The sequence below is a fragment of the Roseateles sp. T103 genome, assembly GCF_057219915.1.
Map to the genome: position 1 here is coordinate 313490 of NZ_JBXVVS010000001.1, position 19035 is coordinate 332524.

Here is a 19035-nt window from a genome sequence, read left to right on the forward strand (position 1 = left end):
CCTGCCATGTTGCTGACCAGTCTGAGCGCCCATCCCTGGGCCTATCCTGCACTCGAAGTCGTGCATCTGCTGGGCCTGGCCATGCTCTTCGGCGGCCTGCTGGTGTTCGAGCTGCGCCTGCTCGGCATGGGCTCGGCCGTGCCGCTGGCCGCGCTGGCTCGCCTGACGCTGCTGCCGGCGCTGCTGGGTTTTGCGCTGTGTGCAGCCAGCGGCCTGCTGATGTTCGCCACCCAGGCACAGGAGCTGCTGGCCAACCGGACCTTCCTGCTCAAGATGGGTTTGATCGCCGCGGCGGGCTGCAATGCCGGCCTGTTCCATTCGCGCCGGGACGTGCTGCAGGCCCCTGACCGGACGGCGCGCGTGCAAGGCCTGCTCTCACTGGGGATTTGGTGCGCTGTCATCATCTGCGGCCGCTGGATCGCCTACTCGTGAAGGAGCCTCGATGATGAACACCGTCCATGCCTCGCGCCGCCGTCTGCTTGCGGGTGCCACCTTGCTGGCGCTGCCGGGCTGGGTCCGCGCCCACCATGGCTGGAGCAGCTTCGACCAGGAACGCCCGATCTATCTGGCCGGCAAGGCGCGGACAGTGGCCTGGCGCAACCCGCATGCCGAGCTGGAGCTGGAGCTGGCCGAGAACCTGGCGCTGCCTGCCGATCTGAAGCAGCGTGCGCTGCCGCGGCAGTCGGCCGCGGTCGATGGTGCGGCTCTGCTGGCCAAGGCACAGCTGCCCACGCGTCGCGACCGGCGCTGGCAGGTCGAGCTGGCGCCGCTGACGCGCATGCAGGCCTGGGGTGTGGCCGAGATCAAGCCCGGCGATGCGCTGGAGCTGCTCGGCTTCACCTTCGCGGGCGAGCGGGGCGAGGCGGTGCTGCGCGCGGAGTTCCTGTTTGCCCAGGGCCGCGTGTTCGGCCTGCGCTCGGCGCCGGTCTGAGGGCGGCTCAGGCCTCGTCAAGCAGCGGCGAGAGCTGCTCTTCCCACTGCTCCAGATCGTCGGCGCCGATGTGCAGCCAGTCCATGGCGGCGGCGCTGTAGTGCCGCCAGTCGGCGTCCTCCGGCAGGGCTTCGTGGCGGCGCATCAGGTATTCGGCCACCAGCCCCGCGGCGACCAGGGTCTGCACCTCGGCTTCCACGTCGCCCTTGCCCAGCGCGTCGAAGTCGTGGTGCAGACGGATCGCGGCCATGATCTCCGGCGCCATGTTCCAGGCACGGATCACCAGCGCACCGACCACCGCATGGTCGGTCTTGTGATTGGCATTCTCGGTGGCGATGTAGGGGCGGTCGATGCGCGCGGCGGCCTCGACCATGGTCGAGCCGTAGCCGCGCACGCTCTGCAGCAGCACCGGCATGCCGACGTGGCAGAACAGGCCGTAGGTATGCGCCAGGTCCGGTGAGAGTCCGGGCAGCTGCCTGGCGATGAAGGCGCAGGCGATGGCGCGCTTGGTCGAGCGCTCCCAGAAGCGCGCCAGGTGCGGGCTGTTCACCGGGATGGACCGCTTCACCAGGAAGGCGGTCATCAGCGTGGCGGTTTCTGCCAGCCCGATGCGCGTGAGCGCCTGACCCACGGTGCTGCAGGGGTGCGAGCCTGGCGGCATGTAGACCGGGCTGTTCGATGCCCGGATCAGCGTGGCAGACATCGCCACATCGCTCGCGGCGATGCGTGCGACCTCGTTCAGATCGGGCTCCGGCAAGGCCATCTGCGCCTGCAGGCGCGTGAGCAATTCGGGGCAAGGCGGGATGACGATCTGGCGCAGCGAGCCGCGTTCGCGTGCCTGATCGAGCTCCTGTCGGACGGCCTGGGATTTCATGGTCGGGGCGGGCGAGTGCCGCCTGGGGAAAACACTGGCGGCGATTATGGCAAGCGTTGACTCGTGCAGATGGGTAGAAATGCACACCTGCGCAGGGTCGCCGCTGCGAGCTGCACGTTAAAGTGCTTCGACCATGGCGTCGGCCCAGCCTCACCGCACTCCTGGCCTGCTTGCCCTGCCTCGCTGCGGCGGGCCGGGGCCGGCTTGGCTGCGGCCATGGCTTGCCGCGGTGCTGTTGGCGCCGTGGCTGCTGCTCGGCGGTGTGGCCTCGGCCTGGGATGTGGATCGCGTCCTCGAGGCTGCGGCGCGCCAGGGCTCTCGAGCCCAGGCGGGCGCAAGGGCGCTGCAGCCGCTGGTCGAGCGCGCAGCGCGGCAAGCCGAGCTGCAGCGGCTCACGCTGATCAACGATTTCTTCAACCAGCGCATCGCCTTCAAGGACGATCTGGAGACCTGGGGCAAGGTGGACTACTGGGCCAGCCCGCTGGAAACGTTGGAGCGGGGCCAGGGCGACTGCGAGGACTATGCGATCGCCAAGTACTTCAGCCTGCTGGCGGCCGGCCTGCCCGAGGCCAAGCTGCGCCTGGTCTATGTGCGGGCGATGCTCGGCGGCCGGCCGCAGGCGCATATGGTGCTGGCCTACTATGCGGAGCCCGACGCGGAGCCGCTGATTCTGGACAATCTGCACACGGCGGTGCAGCCGGCCTCCAGCCGGCCCGACCTGCAGCCGGTGTTCAGCTTCAACAGCGAAGGCCTGTGGCAGGGCGTGGGGCGCAGCAGTGCCGGCAGCGCGGTGGCGCGGCTGTCGATCTGGAGAGAGGCCTTGGCCAAGATCAAAGCGGAGGGGTTCTAATGCAGCAACACAACTACAGCAAGCACGCCACGTTGGGGAAGGCCTCATGTCGCTGATCCGTCAAGTCTGGTTCCTGGTGCTCGGCGCGGTGCTCGCGTCGCTGGTGGGCAGCGTGGCCGTGTCCACCGGCGCGATGCGTGGTCTGATGCAGACCCAGCTGCAGATCAAGAACAGCGACAACGCCGCCGCGCTGGCGCTGGCGATGTCGCAGCAGGGCGGCGACGCGGAGCTGATGTCGCTGGTGATGTCGGCCCAGTTCGATACCGGCTATTACCGCAGCATGCGCTGGAAGCGTGCCGACGGCACGGTGGGCTTCGAACGCAGCGCGCCCGGCCAGCCCAGCGGCGCGCCCGGATGGTTCGTCAGCTTGCTGCCTATTGAGGCGGCTGCGGGCACGGCCAAGGTCTCGGATGGCTGGAAGGCTGCCGGCGACATCGAGGTGCAGAGCCACAACGCCTATGCCTACGACGCGCTGTGGGCCGCGACCTGGCGCACGGCGCTGGTGTTGCTCGGCGTGGGGCTGGCTGCGGCAGCGGTGGCCTACTGGGTGCTGCTGCGCATCCGCCGTCCGCTGGAGCGCACGGTCGAACAGGCCCATGCGCTGGTCGAGGGCCGCTTCACCACGGTGGAAGAGCTCTCGCGCGTGCCTGAGCTGCGCCGCCTCACCGAGGCGATGAATGCGATGGTGCTGCGCCTGCGCCAGATGTTCGAGGCCCAGGCCGAGCAGCTGAAGATGCTCAGCGCCCAGGCGCATCAGGACACGCTCACCGGCATGAGCCATCGCAAGCACTTTCTGGCCGAGTTCGACTCGGCGCTGCAGCGCGACGATGGTCCCACGCACGGCGGATTGGTCCTGCTGCGTCTGCGCGATCTGGCCGGGCTGAACCAGCGCCTGGGTCGCGCCCAGGTCGACCAGGCTCTGGTGGCGATCGCGCAGGCGGTGCAGATCTATCCTGACCGTGTGCGCGGCTGCCTGGCCGGCCGGCTCAACGGCGCCGATTTCGCGCTGTGGCTGCCGGCGCCGGATGTGGCGGCCGAGACGGCGCGGGCCCTGGCCGATGCCTTGCAGGCCAGCCTGGGCAGCCTGGGCAGCGGCGTGCATGTGGCGCTGGGTGCCGTGGACCTGGCACGCGAGAGGCCGATGAGCGACTGGTTCTCGGCCGCCGATGCAGCGCTGGCACGCGCCGAGGCGCATGCCGGCTTTGCGGTGGAAGCGCTCAAGCTCGACGACCAGCAGGCAGTGCAGGGCGAGCGTGCCTGGCACGCGCAGATCGAGGAGGCGGTGCAGCAGCGCCGCGCCCGTCTGCATGAGTTCCCGGTGCTCGACCGCCAGGGCAATCTGCTGCATCTGGAGTGCCCGCTGGAGCTGCAGCTGGCGGCCGGTGGCACCTGGCTCAACGCCGCGCGCTGGCTGCCGCTGGCGGTGCGCAGCCGCCTCACCGCCGAGGTGGATCTGCTGGCGGTGACGCTGGCGCTGGAAGCCATCGCGCACGACGGCCGGCAGCGCTGCGTGAACCTGGCGCCAGCCTCGTTGCTGGACGGCAGCTTCGTCGCGCGGCTGCGCGAGCTGGTCTTCCAGTCGCCGCAGGCGGCGCGCAAGCTGGGCCTGGAGCTGGCCGAGGGCGCGGCGACGCAGCACTTCGACCTGCTGCACGAGCTGGGCCGGCAGCTGCGCCCGCTGGGCGTCAAGCTGGGTCTGGAGCATGCGGGTGCCGGCCTGGCGCAGGTGGAGCGGCTCTACCAGGCCGGGCTGGACTATGTGAAGCTGGACAGCGCGGTGGTGGTCGGCGTGTCGGGTGACGCGGCGCGCGCCGCCTTCGTACGCGGCATGGTGGTGATGCTGCGCAGCCTGGCGCTGCAGGTCTATGGCGAGGGGGTGGTCGACGCGCTGGATGCTCAGGCGTTGTGGGACTGCGAGCTCGACGGCGTCACCGGTCCCTGGGCCACCGCCCAGCTCAGACGCTGAAGCCGGCGCCTCGAGCGTCGCTCAGCCGATATCGGCGCAGTGCAGCGCGAAGGGCCGGCCTTCGCGCCGGTCGTCGAAGTAGCGCTGCAGCGTCTCCTTCACGGTGCGGAAGGCGAGCTCCTCCCATGGCACCTCGTGCTCGTGGAACAGCCGCGCCTCGATGGTTTCGGGCCCCGGATTGAACCGGTCGGAGAGCAGCCGGGCGCGGTAGTAGAAGTGGATCTGCCCGACGCGCACGACGTTGAGCAGGCAATAGAGGCCCTGCAGCTCGATCTGCGCGCCGGCCTCTTCGTCGGTCTCGCGCAGTGCGCCCTCGGCGCTGCTCTCGCCCAGTTCGAGAAAGCCCGCCGGCAGCGTCCACTTGCCCCAGCGCGGCTCGATATTGCGCCGGCACAGCAGCACCTGCTCGCCCCAGATCGGCAGCGTGCCGACCACATTGATAGGGTTCTCGTAATGGATGCTGGCGCAGGCCGGGCAGGTCGCGCGCTCGCGGTTGTCGTCGGGCGGCACCTGGTAGCTGACGGGCGTGCCGCAGCTGGGGCAGTGCTTGAAGCGGCGAGGAATCAGCATCGCATCAGTGTAGCGGCCGCCACCTTCCAGCGTGGCTGGCCTGCATGGCATCATCGTTGCCATGGAACTCTTCAACTACTTCCGCTCCTCGGCCTCCTACCGCGTGCGCATCGCGCTGGCGCTCAAGGGCCTGGACTACGACTACCGCGCGGTGCATCTGGCCAAGAACGAGCAGTTCGGCGAGTCCTATTCGGCGGTGTCGGCCGCGCGCCTGGTGCCGCTGCTGCGCGACGGCGATGCGGTGGTGACGCAGTCGATGGCGATCATCGAGTACCTCGACGAGACGCATCCGGAGCCGCCGCTGCTGCCGGCCGATGCGCTGGGCCGCGCACGTGTGCGGGCGCTGGCGCAGGACATCGCCTGCGAGATCCATCCGCTGAACAATCTGCGCGTGCTGCGCTACCTGACCAAGGAACTGGGCGTCAGCGAGGACAACAAGAACCGCTGGTACCGCCACTGGGTGGAGACCGGGCTGGAGGCGGTGGAGCGCCGGCTCAGCGACGGCGAGACCGGCCGCTTCTGCCATGGCGACGCGCCCGGCCTGGCCGACTGCGTGCTGGTGCCGCAGATCTTCAACGCGCAGCGCTTCGACTGCCGGCTCGAGCATGTGCCGACGGTGATGAAGGTGTTCGAGCACTGCATGTCTCTCGATGCCTTCGCCAAGACCCAGCCCAGCGCCTGCCCCGATGCCGAGTGAGGGCGGCATGTCCACCGCGCTGCACCCCGACTGGCTGCGGCCAGATTGGGACGCGCCGCAGGTGCATGCCTTCATGACAACGCGCGCGGGCGGCGTGAGCCGCGGCAGCTATGCGAGCATGAACGTCGGCAGCGCGGTGCAGGACGATGCGGCAGCGGTGGCCGCCAACCGGGCGCGCCTGGCCGAGGCCACGGGTGCGACGCCAGTGTTCCTGCGCCAGGTACATGGCCATCGCGTCGTGCGACTGAGTCCTGAACTGGCGCTGCCCGGCGCAGCATCTCCCGAGGCCGATGCGGCGGTCAGCACCGATGCGCGGCTGGCGGTGGTGATCCAGGTCGCCGACTGCCTGCCGGTGCTGTTCGCCGCGCCGCATGGCGTGGCGGGCGCGCATGCCGGCTGGCGCGGGCTGGCCGGCGGCGTGCTGGAGAACACCGTTGCTGCACTCTGTGCCGCTGCCGACTGCTGCCCCGACGAGATCCAGGCTTGGCTAGGTGCCTGTATTGGCCCGCAGACCTTCGAGGTGGGCGCCGATGTGCTGCAGGCCTTCGGCGCCGATCCGTCGGCGCCCGATCCAGCGCTGTTCGTCTATCGCGCCAACGCGCGCGGCGAGCCGCGCTGGCTGGCCCATCTGGCCGAGCTGGCGCGGCGCCGGCTGCGCGCCGCCGGGATCGTGCGCATCAGCGGTGGCGGCTGGTGTACGGTCAGCGAGGCCTCACGGTTCTTTTCGTTCCGGCGCGAGCCCCCCAGCGGCCGCATGGCCGCCGTCATCCGCCTGCGCTGACCCCTCTTGTGGGGACGATGGCTGCGCCGCCTGTTGCGCTGCCGCTGCTGCTGCGGCGGCCTCCTGCGCCTCGGCCCGGCGCCGCGCGGCGCGCCGCGACGGCGTGCCGAGGATGTACATCAGCACCGTCACCGGCAGCAGGCCGTAGAGCAGGAAGGTGAAGAAGGCGCCCAGCACGCTGCCCTGCGTGCTGGTGGCTTCGGCCAGCGCCATCATCAGGGCTACATAGAGCCAGGCAATTGCTACCAGGTACATCGGCTGTCATCACAAGGTAAGTTACTAGCGCACAAGATACCGTATCGGTGGCAAGCTTTTTGCGATGCACAGGGTGACGGGCACGGCTCGTCATCTGATCCGGACGCGCGACAGCGCTTGCTTGCCTATAGGAACGGGAGACGCATGAAGAACGAGCCGCAGCAAAAGAGCAGCCGGGCCAGGAAGGCCGCAGGCAGCGCAGCACCGAGCACCGCCGAGGCCGGGCTGCTGGCCGCCGAGATGAGCGAGATGTGGAAGTCGGTCGCCGGCTTGCACGTGCCGGTGGAGTCGTGGTCGACGCTGCAGGCCGAATACCTGAAGCAGGCTGGCGAGCTGTGGAACGCCGCGCTGCGACCCGGCGCCACGCAGCAGCCGCTGGGCGACAAGCGCTTCTCGTCCAGCGCCTGGCTGGAGAACCCGGGCAGCAACTTCCTCGCCCAGCTCTATCTGCTCAACGCCAAGACGCTGCAGAAGATGGCCGAGCAGGTCGAGGCCGACGACAAGACCCGCGCGCGCATCCGCTTCGCGGTGCAGCAGTGGGTGGATGCCGCGGCGCCGAGCAACTTCCTCGCCCTCAATGCCGATGCGCTGAAGCTGGCGATGGAGACCAAGGGCGAGAGCCTAACCAAGGGCATGCAGCAGCTGCTGGCCGATCTGCAGCGCGGCCATGTCTCGCAGACCGACGAGAGCGCCTTCGAGGTGGGCCGCAACGTCGCCACCACCGCGGGCGACGTGGTGTTCGAGAACCCCTTCTTCCAGCTGATCGAATACAAGCCGCTGACGCCCAAGGTCTATGAGCGGCCGCTGTTGATGATCCCGCCCTGCATCAACAAGTACTACATCCTCGATCTGCAGCCGGACAACTCGCTGATACGCTACGCGGTGGAGCAGGGCCACCGCGTCTTCGTGGTCAGCTGGCGCAACCCCGACGAGAGCTGCGTGGCCTGGACCTGGGACGACTACATCGAGCATGCGGCGATCCAGGCGATCCGTGTGGTGCAGGAGATCAGTGGCGCGCGCACCATCGACACGCTGGGCTTCTGTGTCGGCGGCACGATACTGGCCACCGCGCTGGCGGTGCTGGCGGCGCGCGGCGAGCAGCCGGCCGCAAGCGTGACGCTGCTGACCACGCTGATCGACTTCGCCAGCAACGGCGTGCTCGACGTCTTCGTCGACGAGCCTTCGGTGCGCATGCGCGAGCTGACCCTCGGCGACGAGAGCCCCAAGGGCCCGGGCCTGCTCAAGGGCCAGGAACTCGCCACCACCTTCAGCTTCCTGCGGCCCAACGATCTGGTCTGGAACTACGTCGTCGGCAACTACCTGAAGGGCGAGGCGCCGCCACCCTTCGACCTGCTGTACTGGAACGGCGACTCCACCAATCTGCCGGGACCGATGTACTGCTGGTATCTGCGCCACACCTATCTGCAGAACGAGCTGAAGATCCCCGGACGGCTGACCGTCTGCGGCGAGTCGCTGGACCTGGGGCTGATCCAGGCGCCGGTCTACATCTACGGCTCGCGCGAGGACCACATCGTGCCCTGGGACAGCGCCTACCGCTCCACCCAGGTGTTCAAGGGCAAGAAGCGCTTTGTGATGGGTGCCTCGGGCCATATCGCCGGCGTGATCAACCCGCCGGCCAAGGGCAAGCGCAGCCACTGGATAGGCAAGACCGCGGCGCTGCCGGCCGAGAGCGACAAGTGGTTCGCCAGCGCGGTGGAGCACCCGGGCAGCTGGTGGCCGGACTGGGCCAAGTGGCTGGGCGCCCACGCCGGCGCGCTGAAGGCGGCGCCGAAGACGCCGGGCAACCGCAAGCACAAGGCCATCGAGCCGGCACCGGGCCGCTACGTCAAGCAGAAGGCCTGAGCCTCAGGCGAAAGAAACAGGAGAAGACAAATGAGCAATGACATCGTCATCGTCGCCGCGGCACGCACCGCGATCGGCAAGTTCGGCGGCAGCCTGGCGAAGACGCCGGCAGCGGAGCTGGGCGCCACCGTGATCAAGGCGCTGCTGGCGCGCAGCGGCCTCGACGGCGGCCAGGTCGGCGAGGTCATCCTCGGCCAGGTGCTGCAGGCCGGCTGTGGCCAGAACCCGGCGCGCCAGGCGCTGATCAAGTCCGGTCTGCCGGATGCCATTCCCGCGATGACCATCAACAAGGTCTGCGGCTCGGGCCTGAAGGCGGTGATGCTGGCTGCGCAGGCCATCCGCGACGGCGACAGCGAGATCGTCATCGCCGGCGGCCAGGAGAACATGAGCCTGTCGCCCCATGTGCTGCAGGGCTCGCGCGATGGCCAGCGCATGGGCGACTGGAAGATGATCGATTCGATGATCGTCGACGGCCTGTGGGACGTCTACAACCAGTACCACATGGGCATCACCGCCGAGAACGTGGCCAAGAAGCACAGCATCAGCCGCGAGGCGCAGGACGCGCTGGCGCTGGCCTCGCAGCAGAAGGCCACGGCGGCGCAGGATGCCGGCCGCTTCAAGGACGAGATAGCTCCGGTGCTGATCCCGCAGAAGAAGGGCGACCCGCTGGTGTTCGATGCCGACGAGTACATCAACCGCAAGACCAACGCCGAGGCGCTGGCCGGCTTGCGTCCGGCCTTCGACAAGGCGGGCAGCGTCACCGCGGGCAATGCCTCGGGCCTGAACGACGGCGCCGCGGCGCTGCTGGTGATGAGCGCGAAGAAGGCCGCTGCGCTGGGCCTGACGCCGCTGGCGCGCATCGCCTCCTATGCGTCGGCAGGCCTGGACCCGGCCTATATGGGCATGGGCCCGGTGCCGGCGGCTCGCAAGGCGCTGGAGCGCGCCGGCTGGAAACCAGCCGACCTGGACCTGCTGGAGATCAACGAGGCCTTCGCGGCGCAGGCCTGCGCGGTGCATGCCGAGATGGGCTGGGACACCAGCAAGGTGAATGTCAACGGCGGCGCGATCGCGCTGGGGCACCCGATCGGTGCGTCGGGTGCGCGCATCCTGGTCACGCTGCTGCACGAGATGCAGCGTCGTGGTGCCAAGAAGGGCATCGCCTCGCTGTGCATCGGTGGCGGCATGGGCGTGGCATTGACCGTCGAGCGTTAAGCGCTTGTGACGGCGCGACTGACGCAAACCCTGATAGGTGCAACCCGCTTGACCGCTTCTCGTGCATGCGGGAGGCTGAACACGCGCCCATTGACTTCAGAGTAGTGCGGCCGGCTGGCAGCGAAGGGCGCGCTGCCGACCGGTCATCAAGCAAGAGACAAGCCCTGGTGGCTCAGGAGAGAGACGATGAGCAAGAAAGTTGCATATGTGACCGGCGGCATGGGCGGCATCGGTACCGCCATCTGCCAGCGCCTGCACAAGGAGGGCTTCAAGGTCATCGCCGGCTGCGGACCCAGCCGCGACTATGACAAGTGGCTGAGCGAGCAGGCTGCGCTGGGCTACACCTTCTACGCCTCCGTCGGCAACGTGGCCGACTGGGACTCCACCGTGGCGGCCTTCCAGAAGGCCGTCGCCGAGCATGGCGTCATCGACGTGCTGGTCAACAATGCCGGCATCACCCGCGACCGCATGTTCCTGAAGATGACGCCGGACGACTGGCGCGCGGTGATCGACACCAACCTGAACAGCATGTTCAACGTCACCAAGCAGGTGGTGCCGGGCATGGTCGACAAGGGCTGGGGCCGCATCATCCAGATCAGCTCGGTCAATGGCGAAAAGGGCCAGGCCGGCCAGACCAACTATTCGGCCGCCAAGGCCGGCATGCATGGCTTCACGATGGCGCTGGCGCAGGAGGTGGCCGCCAAGGGCGTGACTGTCAACACGGTGAGCCCGGGCTATATCGGCACCGACATGGTCCGCGCGATCAAGCCCGAGATCCTGGAGAAGATCGTCGCCACCATCCCGGTCAAGCGCCTGGGTACGCCCGAGGAGATCGGCTCCATCGTCGCCTGGCTGGCCAGCGAGGACTCCGGTTTCACCACCGGCGCCGACTTCAGCTGCAACGGCGGGCTGCACATGGGGTAATTAACTCTTCAACTGCAACAACCTCGATATCTGCCCCGCCGCTTCCAGCAGCCGGGGCAGCCATTGCTCGATCATGAGCTCGGGCGGCGTGCGGTTGAACTGGCCGCTGACGTTGAGGGCCGCCAAGACCCTGCCGTTGCGGTCCACGATGGGCGCGGCCAGCGAGACTAGGCCTTCTTCGAGCTCCTGGTTCACCAGGCTCCAGCCCTGCTCGCGTGCCACCGCGATGCGGGCGCGCAGTTCGTCCTTGCTGCGCACCGTCTTCGGCGTCAGCGGGCGCAATTCCAGGTCGGCAAGATAGGCGTCCAGCTCGGGCGCCGGCAGGCCGGCCAGCAGCACGCGACCCATCGAGGTGCACCAGGCCGGCAAGCGGCTGCCCAGGCCGAGATTGATGCTCATGATCTTGCGCGCCGGCACGCGCAGCACGTAGACGATGTCGCCGTCGTCCAGCACTGCGGCCGAGCAGGACTCGCGCAGATCGGCGGTCAGGTTCTGCATCACCGGTTCAGCGAACTGCCACAGGGGCTGCGAGCTGAGATACGCGAAGCCGAGATCGAGGATCTTGGGTGTCAGCGAGAACAGCCGGCCATTGCACTTCACGTAGCCCAGCGTCTCCAGCGTCAGCAGGATGCGGCGTGCACCGGCGCGGGTGAGACCGCAGCGCTTGGCCACGTCGGTCAGCGTCTGCCGCGGCGCTTCGGCGCTGAAGGCGCGGATTACCGCCAGTCCGCGCGCGAAGGACTGGACGTAGCTGTCGCCGGGCTTGAGCGCCGGCAATGCAGGGCTGGTCTCGCTCATCGGCGCAGTATAGGCAGGGGCCAGTAGGCCGATGTCGGTGCGGATCATCCAAACTTGGGTAGCATCGCGGCCGAATTTTTCTGATTTCCCTTCAAGGAGACTGTGATGGCAATGGATGTGGTGGACTACGAGATCAAGGGCGCCGAGATGCAGTTCGTCGAGGTCGAGCTCGATCCGGGCGAGGCCGCCATCGGTGAAGCCGGCTCGATGATGTTCATGGACGCGGCGATCCAGATGGACACCGTGTTCGGCGACGGCGCCAAGCAGCAGGGCGGCTTCTTTGGCAAGCTGCTCGGTGCGGGCAAGCGCCTGATCACCGGCGAGTCGCTGTTCACGACGATCTACACCAACCAGGGGCCGAGCAAGCAGCGCGTCGCCTTCGCTGCCCCATATCCGGGCAAGATCCTGCCCATGGACCTGAAGCAACTCGGCGGCACGCTGATCTGCCAGAAGGACTCCTTCCTCTGCGCGGCGCGCGGTGTGTCGCTGGGCATTGCGCTCCAGCAGAAACTCTCCACCGGCTTCTTCGGCGGCGAGGGCTTCATCATGCAGAAGCTCGAGGGTGACGGCCTGGCCTTCGTCCATGCCGGCGGCACGGTGGTCCGTCGCACCCTGCAGCCCGGGCAGACCCTGCTGGTCGACACCGGCTGCGTGGTGGCCTACACCCCCAGCGTGGACTTCGAGATCCAGTACGTCGGCAAGATCAAGACCGCGCTGTTCGGCGGCGAGGGCCTGTTCCTGGCCAAGCTGACCGGCCCGGGCGAAGTCTGGCTGCAGAGCCTGCCGTTCTCGCGCCTGGCTTCGCGCATCTTCGCGGCGGCACCGCAGACCGGCGGTGGTGGTCGCGAGCAGGGCTCGCTGCTCGGCGGCATGGCCGCGGGCGGCGTGCTGGGCGGCATCCTCGGCGGCGACGACGAGTGAGCCTGCTGCCGGCCATGCCGGCGCAGCGGCCGCTGCGCCGGCGTTGATCCAGGGCAGATGCCCGCGGGCGCGGGCACTGCGGGCCGGCCTTACACTGACAAAGCCCGTCGGGAATCGGCCCGATGTCGGCTTTCTAGGTGTGTTTTCATGCGATTCATCAGCTGGGGGCGTCAGGCCCTCCTGGCGGTGCTGGCCGCGGGTGTCGCGCAGGCGGCGCTCGCGACAGGGCGACCGATCTTCGTGCTCAATTCGCTGGATGCGAATGTCAGCGTCATCGATGGCAAGAGCTTTGAGGAGATCAAGCGCATTCCCACCGGCAAGGAGCCACATCACCTCTATCTGACCCCCGACGAAAAGTCGATGATCATCGCGAACGCGCGCAGCGACTCGCTCACCTTCATCGACCCGGTGACCGCCCAGGTGCAACGCGTGATCACCGGCATCATCGACCCCTACCACCTGCGCTTCTCGCCGGACATGAAGTGGTTCGTGACCGCCGGGAACCGGCTCAACCATGTGGACCTCTACCGCTGGCAGCCGCAGAGCGCCGAGAAGCCGCTGGAGCTGGTCAAGCGGCTGCCGGCAGCCAAGACGCCCAGCCATCTGTCCATCGACAGCAAGAGCCGCACCGTCTACATGAGCCTGCAGGACAGCGATGAGTTGATGGCCGTGGATCTGGGCACGCAGACGGAGCGCTGGAAGATCGGTGTCGGCAAGATGCCTGCCGATGTCTATCTCACGCCGGACGACAGGCATCTGCTGGTCGCGCTGACGGGCGACAAGCAGGTCGAGGTCTACGATGTGTCGGCTGCGCAGCCCAAGCTGGTCAAGCGCCTGGTCACCGGCGATGGCGCGCATTCGTTTCGCTCCATGGGGGATGGCCGCCATGTGCTGGTCAGCAACCGCGCTGCCAACTCCATCAGTCGCATCGATCACCAGGCGCTGGCGGTGGTCGAGACTTTCGCGGCGCCAGGCGGGCCGGACGATATGGAAATCCTGCCCGACGGACGCACGCTGCTCTTCACGTCGCGCTGGGCGCGCAAGCTCAGCGTGATGGACCTGCAGACCAAGAAGATGATCCGCCAGGTCAAGGTCGGCAAGTCACCGCACGGTGTCTGGACCCTGGATCACGTCAAACGGCAGTGAAGACCCGCGCAGCCAGACTCGCAAGCCTCGCGGCGCTGACCCTGACGGGCCAGCTGCCCGGCTGGGCGGCCGCCTGCACGAAGCCGGTGTACCTGACCTTCGACACCGGGCATATGGGTGTGGCCGATCTGGTCGCGCAGACGGCGCGTCGCTACGACGCCAAGCTGACCTTCTTCATCGCCAAGGAGCCCACGCTGGAAGGCGGCCATACGCTGGACGACAAGTGGGCGCCGTGGTGGCGCGCGCGTGCGGCCGAGGGGCACGACTTCGCGTCGCACACCTGGGCGCATGACATCTGGCTGGCCGATCTGCCCGATGGGCGTTTTCGCTTCCGCACCGCCGCGGGCAAGCAGCGCGGTGTGATCCGCGAGCTCAGTGCAGCGGACTACTGCGAGGAGCTGCGCAAGCCCGCCCGCTGGTTCGAAGCCGCCACAGGCCAGTCCATGGTGCCGCTGTTCCGCGCGCCCGGCGGGCGCAGCTCGCCGGCCCTGCTGGCCGCTGCGCAATCCTGCGGCTTCACGCATGTGGGCTGGAGTGCAGCAGGCTTCCTGGGCGACGAGTTGCCCAGCGACAGGTTCCCCAACGACCAGCTCTTGGCCAAGGCGCTGCGCGAGATCCGTCCCGGCGACATCCTGATGGCGCATCTGGGCATCTGGTCTCGCGCCGAGCCCTGGGCGCCAGCCGTGCTGGACCCGCTGATGCGGGGCCTGAAGGAGCGGGGCTTCTGCTTCGCACCGCTGCGCGAGCATCCGCGCTATGCCGCGCTGGTGCGGGCGGCAGCCAAACCCTGACGAGACGATGCTGGACTTCCTGATCGACGGCTTTGCCCAGACGCAGCAGGCGCTGTTCGAGGCCCTGGTGCAGCCGCTGGTCTTTGCGCTCGGCGGCGGCAACCTGCTGGAGCCGGCCTACGAGGCCACGGGCTGGCTGCTCGTCGGCCTGTTGCAGATTGCGGTGATGTTGCTGCTGATACGCGCGCTGGAGCGCTGGCGACCGGTCGAGCCGCTGCGCGACCGCGCCGCCGTGCGGGTGGACGTGCTGTACACGCTGATCCATAGGCTCGGACTGTTCCGGCTGGCGATGTTCTTCCTGCTGGACCCGCTGTTCGACCTGCTCGGAGGACAGCTGGCGCTGTGGGACGTCGCGCCGCTGCATCTCGACGCGCTCGTGCCGGGCTTGAGCGATCGTCCGCTGCTGGCCTTCCTGATCTACCTGCTGGTGTTCGACTTCGTCGACTACTGGCTGCACCGCGCACAGCACCAGTTCAACTGGTGGTGGGCCCTGCATGCGCTGCATCACAGCCAGCGGCAGATGACGATGTGGACCGACAACCGCAATCACCTGCTCGACGACCTGTTGCGCAGCCTGGTGTTCGCCTTGCTGGCGCAGGCGATCGGCGTGGAGCCGCGGCAGTTCGTCGCGCTGGTGGCGCTGTCGCAGCTGATGGAGAGCCTGCAGCACGCGAATCTGCGGATCTGGTTCGGCCCGGTGTTCGAGCGCGTGCTGGTCAGCCCGCGCTTTCATCGCCGGCACCATGCGATAGGCATTGGTCACGAGTCGCAGAAGGGCCGCGGTACGCTGGGCGGCTGCAACTTCGCGGTGCTCTTTCCGGTCTGGGATCTGCTCTTCGGCACCGCCGATTTCAAGCTGCGCTGGGATGCCACCGGCGTGCGTGACCAGTTGCCGCAGGAGGGCGGGCGCGATTACGGCCACGGCTTCTGGGCCCAGCAGTGGCTGGGGCTGCGTCGCCTGGTCGGGCGCTGAGCCGCTGGCCGCGCTGTGCTGACGGGCAGGTATGCTTGCCGGTCCCTCGCTCACGTCATAGACGAACACCAACGATGGTCGACAAGATGGGCCGGCTCGGCGACGCGTTCTGGCGCGCTGCTGTCTATTGCCTGCACCCGCGCGTGATCGCGCTTTCGCTGTTGCCGCTGCTGATTGCGGCCGGCCTGTGCGTCGGCCTGGCCTACTTCTTCTGGGAGTGGGCGGTGGACGCGGTACGCGGTGGCCTCGAGTCCTGGCTGCTGGTCGGTGCACTGCTGCGCTGGCTGGCCAGCATGGGCGCCGAGGACTACCGCGCGGTGATCGCGCCGCTGCTGGTCATCGCCATGGCCGTGCCGGTGGTGCTGATGCTCAGCATGTTGCTGGTCAGCGTGCTGATGACGCCGGCCATGGTCAGGCTGGTCGCCGAGCGGCGCTTCGCCCAACTGGAGAGGCGTCGCGGCGCAGGCTTCATGGCCAGCGTGCTCTGGTCGCTGGCGTGCTCGGTGCTGGCGCTGCTGCTGGTGGTGCTGTCGCTGCCGCTGTGGCTGGTGCCACCGCTGGTGCTGGTGCTGCCGCCGCTGATCTGGGGCTGGCTGAGTTTCAAGGTCTTCGCCTTCGATGCGCTGGCCGACCATGCGTCGGCTGAGGAGCGCCAGCGCGTGATGCGCGAGCATCGCGGGCCGCTGCTGGCCATCGGCGTGATCAGCGGCTATCTGGGCGCTGCGCCCTCGGTGATCTGGGCCTTCAGCGCGCTGGCCGTGGTGCTGGCGCCGTTGCTGGTGCTGGTGACGGTGTGGCTGTACACGCTGGTGTTTGCCTTCTCCAGCCTGTGGTTCACCCATTACTGCCTGGATGCGCTGAGCACGCTGCGCAGTGCCGAAACGCCGCCGCCGGCCCAGCCGGCGGTGCCCGCCTCTCCCGAGATCCCGCCACTTCCGCCCCTGTAGCCATGAACATCGGTCTGATCGTCGTCGGCGACGAAATCCTCTCCGGCAAGCGCCAGGACAAGCACATGAGCCGCTTCATCGAGATCCTGTCGGCGCGGGGCATGAGCCTGAGCTGGGTCGAGTATGTGGGCGACGATCGCGAGCGGCTGACTGCCACGCTGCGGCGCGCCTTCGCCAGCGCAGACCTGGTGGTGAGCTGTGGCGGCATCGGTGCCACGCCGGACGACCACACGCGCCAGGCTGCTGCAGCGGCACTGGGGCGCGAGATGCAGTTGCACCCCGAGGCCAGAGCACTGATCTGGCGGCGCGTTCAGCAGATCGCCGCAGAGCGTGGCGAGGCGGTCGCAGAGGACCATCCCGACACGCTGCGGCGCTTCGAGATGGGCGTCTTTCCCGTCGGCGCCGGCATCGTGCCCAACCCGTACAACGGCATCCCCGGCTTCCATGTCGGCACGGTGTACTTCGTGCCGGGCTTTCCGGTGATGGCGCACCCGATGATGGAGTGGGTGCTCGACGAGAAGCACCGCGACCTGCATCGCAGTCATGGCATGCGCGAGTACTCGCTGATCCTGCAGGGCGCAATGGAGGCGACGCTCACGCCGCTGATGGAACGCATCGAGGCCGAGCATGCCGGCATCAAGGTGTTCAGCCTGCCCAGCGTCGACCATCCGACCTGGGGGCGCCATATCGAGCTGGGAGTCAAGGCCGGGCCCGAACTGCCGCTGACCATGCTGCAGGCCGCCTATGCAGAGCTGAAGAAGGGCTTGTCCCAACTTGGTGCGAGCATTTGCTCTGAAATGGTGCGCTAGACATCACCAATGTGGTGCATGACTTGTGTCCAGCTTGCGCCGTGTCAGTTGCGGGCAGGCCGGCGACCGCATAATCCCTGCGTCGGCTCGGCGTGCACCGAGCTGGCGCTGTATGCCCTTGCTTGGCATGCAACCTGCTTTGATCAGAGGGCGCGCCTACAGCGCTAGTCCAAGAACTCAAGGTTCCCGTTTCGCTAACCGTACCTACCGTACACAGCTATCCGCTAGGAGTGACTGATGGCCAAGACCGTCGCCGATGTGATGAACATGGTGAAGGAAAACGAAGTCAAGTTCGTTGACTTCCGCTTCACCGACACCCGTGGCAAGGAGCAGCACGTTTCCGTGCCTGTCTCGCATTTCGACGAAGACAAGTTCACGTCGGGCCACGCTTTCGACGGCTCGTCGATCGCTGGCTGGAAGGGCATTGAGGCGTCGGACATGCTGCTGATGCCGGACCCCGACACCGCCAACATCGACCCCTTCTTCGAAGAGCCGACCCTGATCCTGAGCTGCGACGTGGTCGATCCGACCGACGGCAAGGCCTATGAGCGCGACCCGCGTTCGCTGGCCAAGCGCGCCGAAGCCTATCTGAAGGCCTCGGGCCTGGGCGACACCGCCTACTTCGGCCCGGAACCCGAGTTCTTCGTGTTCGACAGCGTGCGCTGGGGCAACGAGATGTCCGGCTCCTTCTTCAAGATCGAATCGGAAGAGGGCGCCTGGAACACCGGCAAGGAATACGAGCACGGCAACACCGGCTACCGTCCCACCGTCAAGGGTGGCTACTTCCCCGTGCCTCCGGTCGACAGCGGCCAGGACATGCGCTCGGAGATGTGCCTGATCCTCGAGCAGATGGGCATTCCGGTCGAGGTGCACCACCATGAGGTGGCCAACGCCGGCCAGATGGAAATCGGCACCAAGTTCGCCACGCTGACCAAGCGTGCCGACTGGCTGCAGCTGCAGAAGTACATCATCACCAACGTCGCCCACGCCTACGGCAAGACCGCGACCTTCATGCCCAAGCCCATCGTCGGCGACAACGGCTCCGGCATGCACGTTCACCAGTCGATCTGGAAGGACGGCAAGAACCTGTTCGCTGGCGACGGCTATGCCGGTCTGAGCGACTTCGCGCTGTACTACATCGGCGGCATCATCAAGCACGCCCGCGCGCTGAATGCCATCACCAACCCCGGCACGAACTCGTACAAGCGTCTGGTGCCCGGCTTCGAAGCCCCGGTGAAGCTGGCCTACTCGGCCAAGAACCGCTCGGCCTCGATCCGCATCCCCTATGTGGCGAACCCGAAGGGCCGCCGCATCGAGGCGCGCTTCCCCGATCCTTCCGCCAACCCCTACCTGGCCTTCTCGGCCCTGATGATGGCGGGTCTGGACGGCGTGGAGAACAAGATCCATCCGGGCGAGGCTGCCACCAAGGACCTGTACCACCTGCCGCCGGAAGAGGACAAGCTGGTCCCGACCGTGTGCCACAGCCTGGACCAGGCGCTGGAGTATCTGGACAAGGACCGTGCCTTCCTGACCAAGGGTGGCGTGTTCACCGATTCCTACATCGATGCCTACATCGACCTGAAGATGCAGGAAGTGACCCGCTTCCGCATGGCCACGCACCCGGTCGAGTTCGACATGTACTACGCGCTGTGATGACGATGGGCGGCATGCGTGCAGCAGAGCGCGCATCGCTGTCCCACCGCGGCGAGGGACGGCTTTTGCCGTCC

At 67.7% G+C, this 19035-nt stretch carries 20 protein-coding genes; 16 read left to right on the forward strand and 4 right to left on the reverse strand.

The window, feature by feature from the left end:
- Window positions 1–9: 9 nt before the first annotated feature.
- A complete protein-coding gene (locus AC2EBS_RS01270) occupies window positions 10–432 on the forward strand; it encodes a DUF6644 family protein (RefSeq protein ID WP_484727536.1) in 423 nt (140 codons plus the stop codon).
- Between the two features lie 10 nt (window positions 433–442).
- A complete protein-coding gene (locus AC2EBS_RS01275) occupies window positions 443–931 on the forward strand; it encodes a DUF6152 family protein (RefSeq protein WP_484726574.1) in 489 nt (162 codons plus the stop codon).
- 7 nt (window positions 932–938) lie between these two features.
- Here AC2EBS_RS01275 and AC2EBS_RS01280 read toward each other — a convergent pair whose 3' ends face one another.
- On the reverse strand, window positions 939–1805 hold the full coding sequence (locus AC2EBS_RS01280; protein ID WP_484726575.1) for an HDOD domain-containing protein: 867 nt from the start codon (window positions 1803–1805) through the stop codon (window positions 939–941).
- A gap of 229 nt (window positions 1806–2034) precedes the next feature.
- Between AC2EBS_RS01280 and AC2EBS_RS01285 the strand changes: the two genes are divergently transcribed.
- Window positions 2035–2655 carry a transglutaminase-like cysteine peptidase gene (locus AC2EBS_RS01285; protein ID WP_484726576.1) on the forward strand — a complete coding sequence of 207 codons (621 nt, stop codon included), beginning with the start codon at window positions 2035–2037 and terminating at the stop codon, window positions 2653–2655.
- A gap of 46 nt (window positions 2656–2701) precedes the next feature.
- The gene (locus AC2EBS_RS01290) at window positions 2702–4621 is read left to right on the forward strand and encodes a bifunctional diguanylate cyclase/phosphodiesterase (RefSeq protein ID WP_484726577.1); all 1920 of its coding nucleotides are present in this window, start codon (window positions 2702–2704) and stop codon (window positions 4619–4621) included.
- A 21-nt stretch (window positions 4622–4642) separates the two neighbouring features.
- On the opposite strand, the gene AC2EBS_RS01295 is transcribed toward AC2EBS_RS01290, so the two are convergent.
- The gene (locus tag AC2EBS_RS01295; protein ID WP_484726578.1) at window positions 4643–5191 is read right to left on the reverse strand and encodes an NUDIX hydrolase; all 549 of its coding nucleotides are present in this window, start codon (window positions 5189–5191) and stop codon (window positions 4643–4645) included.
- A gap of 61 nt (window positions 5192–5252) precedes the next feature.
- Between AC2EBS_RS01295 and maiA the strand changes: the two genes are divergently transcribed.
- Both maiA and pgeF read left to right on the forward strand, forming a co-directional pair.
- Window positions 5253–5888 carry a maleylacetoacetate isomerase gene (gene maiA, locus AC2EBS_RS01300; RefSeq protein ID WP_484726579.1) on the forward strand — a complete coding sequence of 212 codons (636 nt, stop codon included), beginning with the start codon at window positions 5253–5255 and terminating at the stop codon, window positions 5886–5888.
- Window positions 5889–5895: 7 nt separating this feature from the next.
- Complete coding sequence (pgeF, locus tag AC2EBS_RS01305) at window positions 5896–6669, forward strand: peptidoglycan editing factor PgeF (RefSeq protein WP_484726580.1); 774 nt, start codon at window positions 5896–5898, stop codon at window positions 6667–6669.
- Here pgeF and AC2EBS_RS01310 read toward each other — a convergent pair.
- Window positions 6601–6924, reverse strand: a complete 324-nt coding sequence (locus AC2EBS_RS01310; protein WP_484726581.1) for a hypothetical protein — start codon at window positions 6922–6924, stop codon at window positions 6601–6603. The genes pgeF and AC2EBS_RS01310 overlap by 69 nt on opposite strands.
- Before the next feature lie 144 nt (window positions 6925–7068).
- Between AC2EBS_RS01310 and phaC the strand changes: the two genes are divergently transcribed.
- The 3 genes from phaC to phbB all read left to right on the forward strand — a co-directional run bounded on the left by phaC (window position 7069) and on the right by phbB (window position 10923).
- Window positions 7069–8787, forward strand: coding sequence for a class I poly(R)-hydroxyalkanoic acid synthase (gene phaC / locus AC2EBS_RS01315; protein ID WP_484726582.1), 1719 nt, complete (start codon window positions 7069–7071; stop codon window positions 8785–8787).
- 30 nt (window positions 8788–8817) lie between these two features.
- Window positions 8818–9999 carry an acetyl-CoA C-acetyltransferase gene (locus AC2EBS_RS01320; protein ID WP_484726583.1) on the forward strand — a complete coding sequence of 394 codons (1182 nt, stop codon included), beginning with the start codon at window positions 8818–8820 and terminating at the stop codon, window positions 9997–9999.
- A gap of 186 nt (window positions 10000–10185) precedes the next feature.
- Window positions 10186–10923, forward strand: a complete 738-nt coding sequence (phbB, locus tag AC2EBS_RS01325; protein ID WP_484726584.1) for an acetoacetyl-CoA reductase — start codon at window positions 10186–10188, stop codon at window positions 10921–10923.
- Here the strand turns inward: phbB and AC2EBS_RS01330 are convergent, their stop codons facing one another.
- Window positions 10924–11721 carry an IclR family transcriptional regulator gene (locus tag AC2EBS_RS01330; RefSeq protein ID WP_484726585.1) on the reverse strand — a complete coding sequence of 266 codons (798 nt, stop codon included), beginning with the start codon at window positions 11719–11721 and terminating at the stop codon, window positions 10924–10926.
- Window positions 11722–11826: 105 nt separating this feature from the next.
- Between AC2EBS_RS01330 and AC2EBS_RS01335 the strand changes: the two genes are divergently transcribed.
- The 7 genes from AC2EBS_RS01335 (at window position 11827) to glnA (ending at window position 18961) form a co-directional block, all read left to right on the forward strand.
- Window positions 11827–12642 carry a TIGR00266 family protein gene (locus AC2EBS_RS01335; RefSeq protein ID WP_484726586.1) on the forward strand — a complete coding sequence of 272 codons (816 nt, stop codon included), beginning with the start codon at window positions 11827–11829 and terminating at the stop codon, window positions 12640–12642.
- Between the two features lie 147 nt (window positions 12643–12789).
- A complete protein-coding gene (locus AC2EBS_RS01340; RefSeq protein ID WP_484726587.1) occupies window positions 12790–13788 on the forward strand; it encodes a YncE family protein in 999 nt (332 codons plus the stop codon).
- The gene (locus tag AC2EBS_RS01345) at window positions 13785–14579 is read left to right on the forward strand and encodes a polysaccharide deacetylase family protein (RefSeq protein ID WP_484726588.1); all 795 of its coding nucleotides are present in this window, start codon (window positions 13785–13787) and stop codon (window positions 14577–14579) included. The genes AC2EBS_RS01340 and AC2EBS_RS01345 overlap by 4 nt, the downstream gene beginning before the upstream one ends.
- Window positions 14580–14589: 10 nt before the next feature.
- Window positions 14590–15552 carry a sterol desaturase family protein gene (locus AC2EBS_RS01350; protein ID WP_484727537.1) on the forward strand — a complete coding sequence of 321 codons (963 nt, stop codon included), beginning with the start codon at window positions 14590–14592 and terminating at the stop codon, window positions 15550–15552.
- A gap of 74 nt (window positions 15553–15626) precedes the next feature.
- Entirely contained in the window at window positions 15627–16499 is an 873-nt protein-coding gene (locus tag AC2EBS_RS01355; protein WP_484726589.1) for an EI24 domain-containing protein, read from the forward strand.
- A gap of 2 nt (window positions 16500–16501) precedes the next feature.
- Window positions 16502–17308 carry a competence/damage-inducible protein A gene (locus AC2EBS_RS01360; RefSeq protein WP_484726590.1) on the forward strand — a complete coding sequence of 269 codons (807 nt, stop codon included), beginning with the start codon at window positions 16502–16504 and terminating at the stop codon, window positions 17306–17308.
- A 237-nt stretch (window positions 17309–17545) separates the two neighbouring features.
- On the forward strand, window positions 17546–18961 hold the full coding sequence (gene glnA / locus AC2EBS_RS01365; protein ID WP_484726591.1) for a type I glutamate--ammonia ligase: 1416 nt from the start codon (window positions 17546–17548) through the stop codon (window positions 18959–18961).
- Window positions 18962–19035 lie beyond the last annotated feature (74 nt).

Bases quoted from the DNA above. Each gene is read 5' to 3' on its own strand.
- AC2EBS_RS01275 (WP_484726574.1), top strand. From the start codon at position 443: ATGATGAACACCGTCCATGCCTCGCGCCGCCGTCTGCTTGCGGGTGCC.
- AC2EBS_RS01280 (WP_484726575.1), bottom strand. From the start codon at position 1,805: ATGAAATCCCAGGCCGTCCGACAGGAGCTCGATCAGGCACGCGAACGC.
- AC2EBS_RS01290 (WP_484726577.1), top strand. From the start codon at position 2,702: ATGTCGCTGATCCGTCAAGTCTGGTTCCTGGTGCTCGGCGCGGTGCTC.
- AC2EBS_RS01295 (WP_484726578.1), bottom strand. From the start codon at position 5,191: ATGCTGATTCCTCGCCGCTTCAAGCACTGCCCCAGCTGCGGCACGCCC.
- maiA (WP_484726579.1), top strand. From the start codon at position 5,253: ATGGAACTCTTCAACTACTTCCGCTCCTCGGCCTCCTACCGCGTGCGC.
- pgeF (WP_484726580.1), top strand. From the start codon at position 5,896: ATGTCCACCGCGCTGCACCCCGACTGGCTGCGGCCAGATTGGGACGCG.
- AC2EBS_RS01310 (WP_484726581.1), bottom strand. From the start codon at position 6,924: ATGTACCTGGTAGCAATTGCCTGGCTCTATGTAGCCCTGATGATGGCG.
- phaC (WP_484726582.1), top strand. From the start codon at position 7,069: ATGAAGAACGAGCCGCAGCAAAAGAGCAGCCGGGCCAGGAAGGCCGCA.
- AC2EBS_RS01320 (WP_484726583.1), top strand. From the start codon at position 8,818: ATGAGCAATGACATCGTCATCGTCGCCGCGGCACGCACCGCGATCGGC.
- phbB (WP_484726584.1), top strand. From the start codon at position 10,186: ATGAGCAAGAAAGTTGCATATGTGACCGGCGGCATGGGCGGCATCGGT.
- AC2EBS_RS01330 (WP_484726585.1), bottom strand. From the start codon at position 11,721: ATGAGCGAGACCAGCCCTGCATTGCCGGCGCTCAAGCCCGGCGACAGC.
- AC2EBS_RS01335 (WP_484726586.1), top strand. From the start codon at position 11,827: ATGGCAATGGATGTGGTGGACTACGAGATCAAGGGCGCCGAGATGCAG.
- AC2EBS_RS01340 (WP_484726587.1), top strand. From the start codon at position 12,790: ATGCGATTCATCAGCTGGGGGCGTCAGGCCCTCCTGGCGGTGCTGGCC.
- AC2EBS_RS01355 (WP_484726589.1), top strand. From the start codon at position 15,627: ATGGTCGACAAGATGGGCCGGCTCGGCGACGCGTTCTGGCGCGCTGCT.
- AC2EBS_RS01360 (WP_484726590.1), top strand. From the start codon at position 16,502: ATGAACATCGGTCTGATCGTCGTCGGCGACGAAATCCTCTCCGGCAAG.
- glnA (WP_484726591.1), top strand. From the start codon at position 17,546: ATGGCCAAGACCGTCGCCGATGTGATGAACATGGTGAAGGAAAACGAA.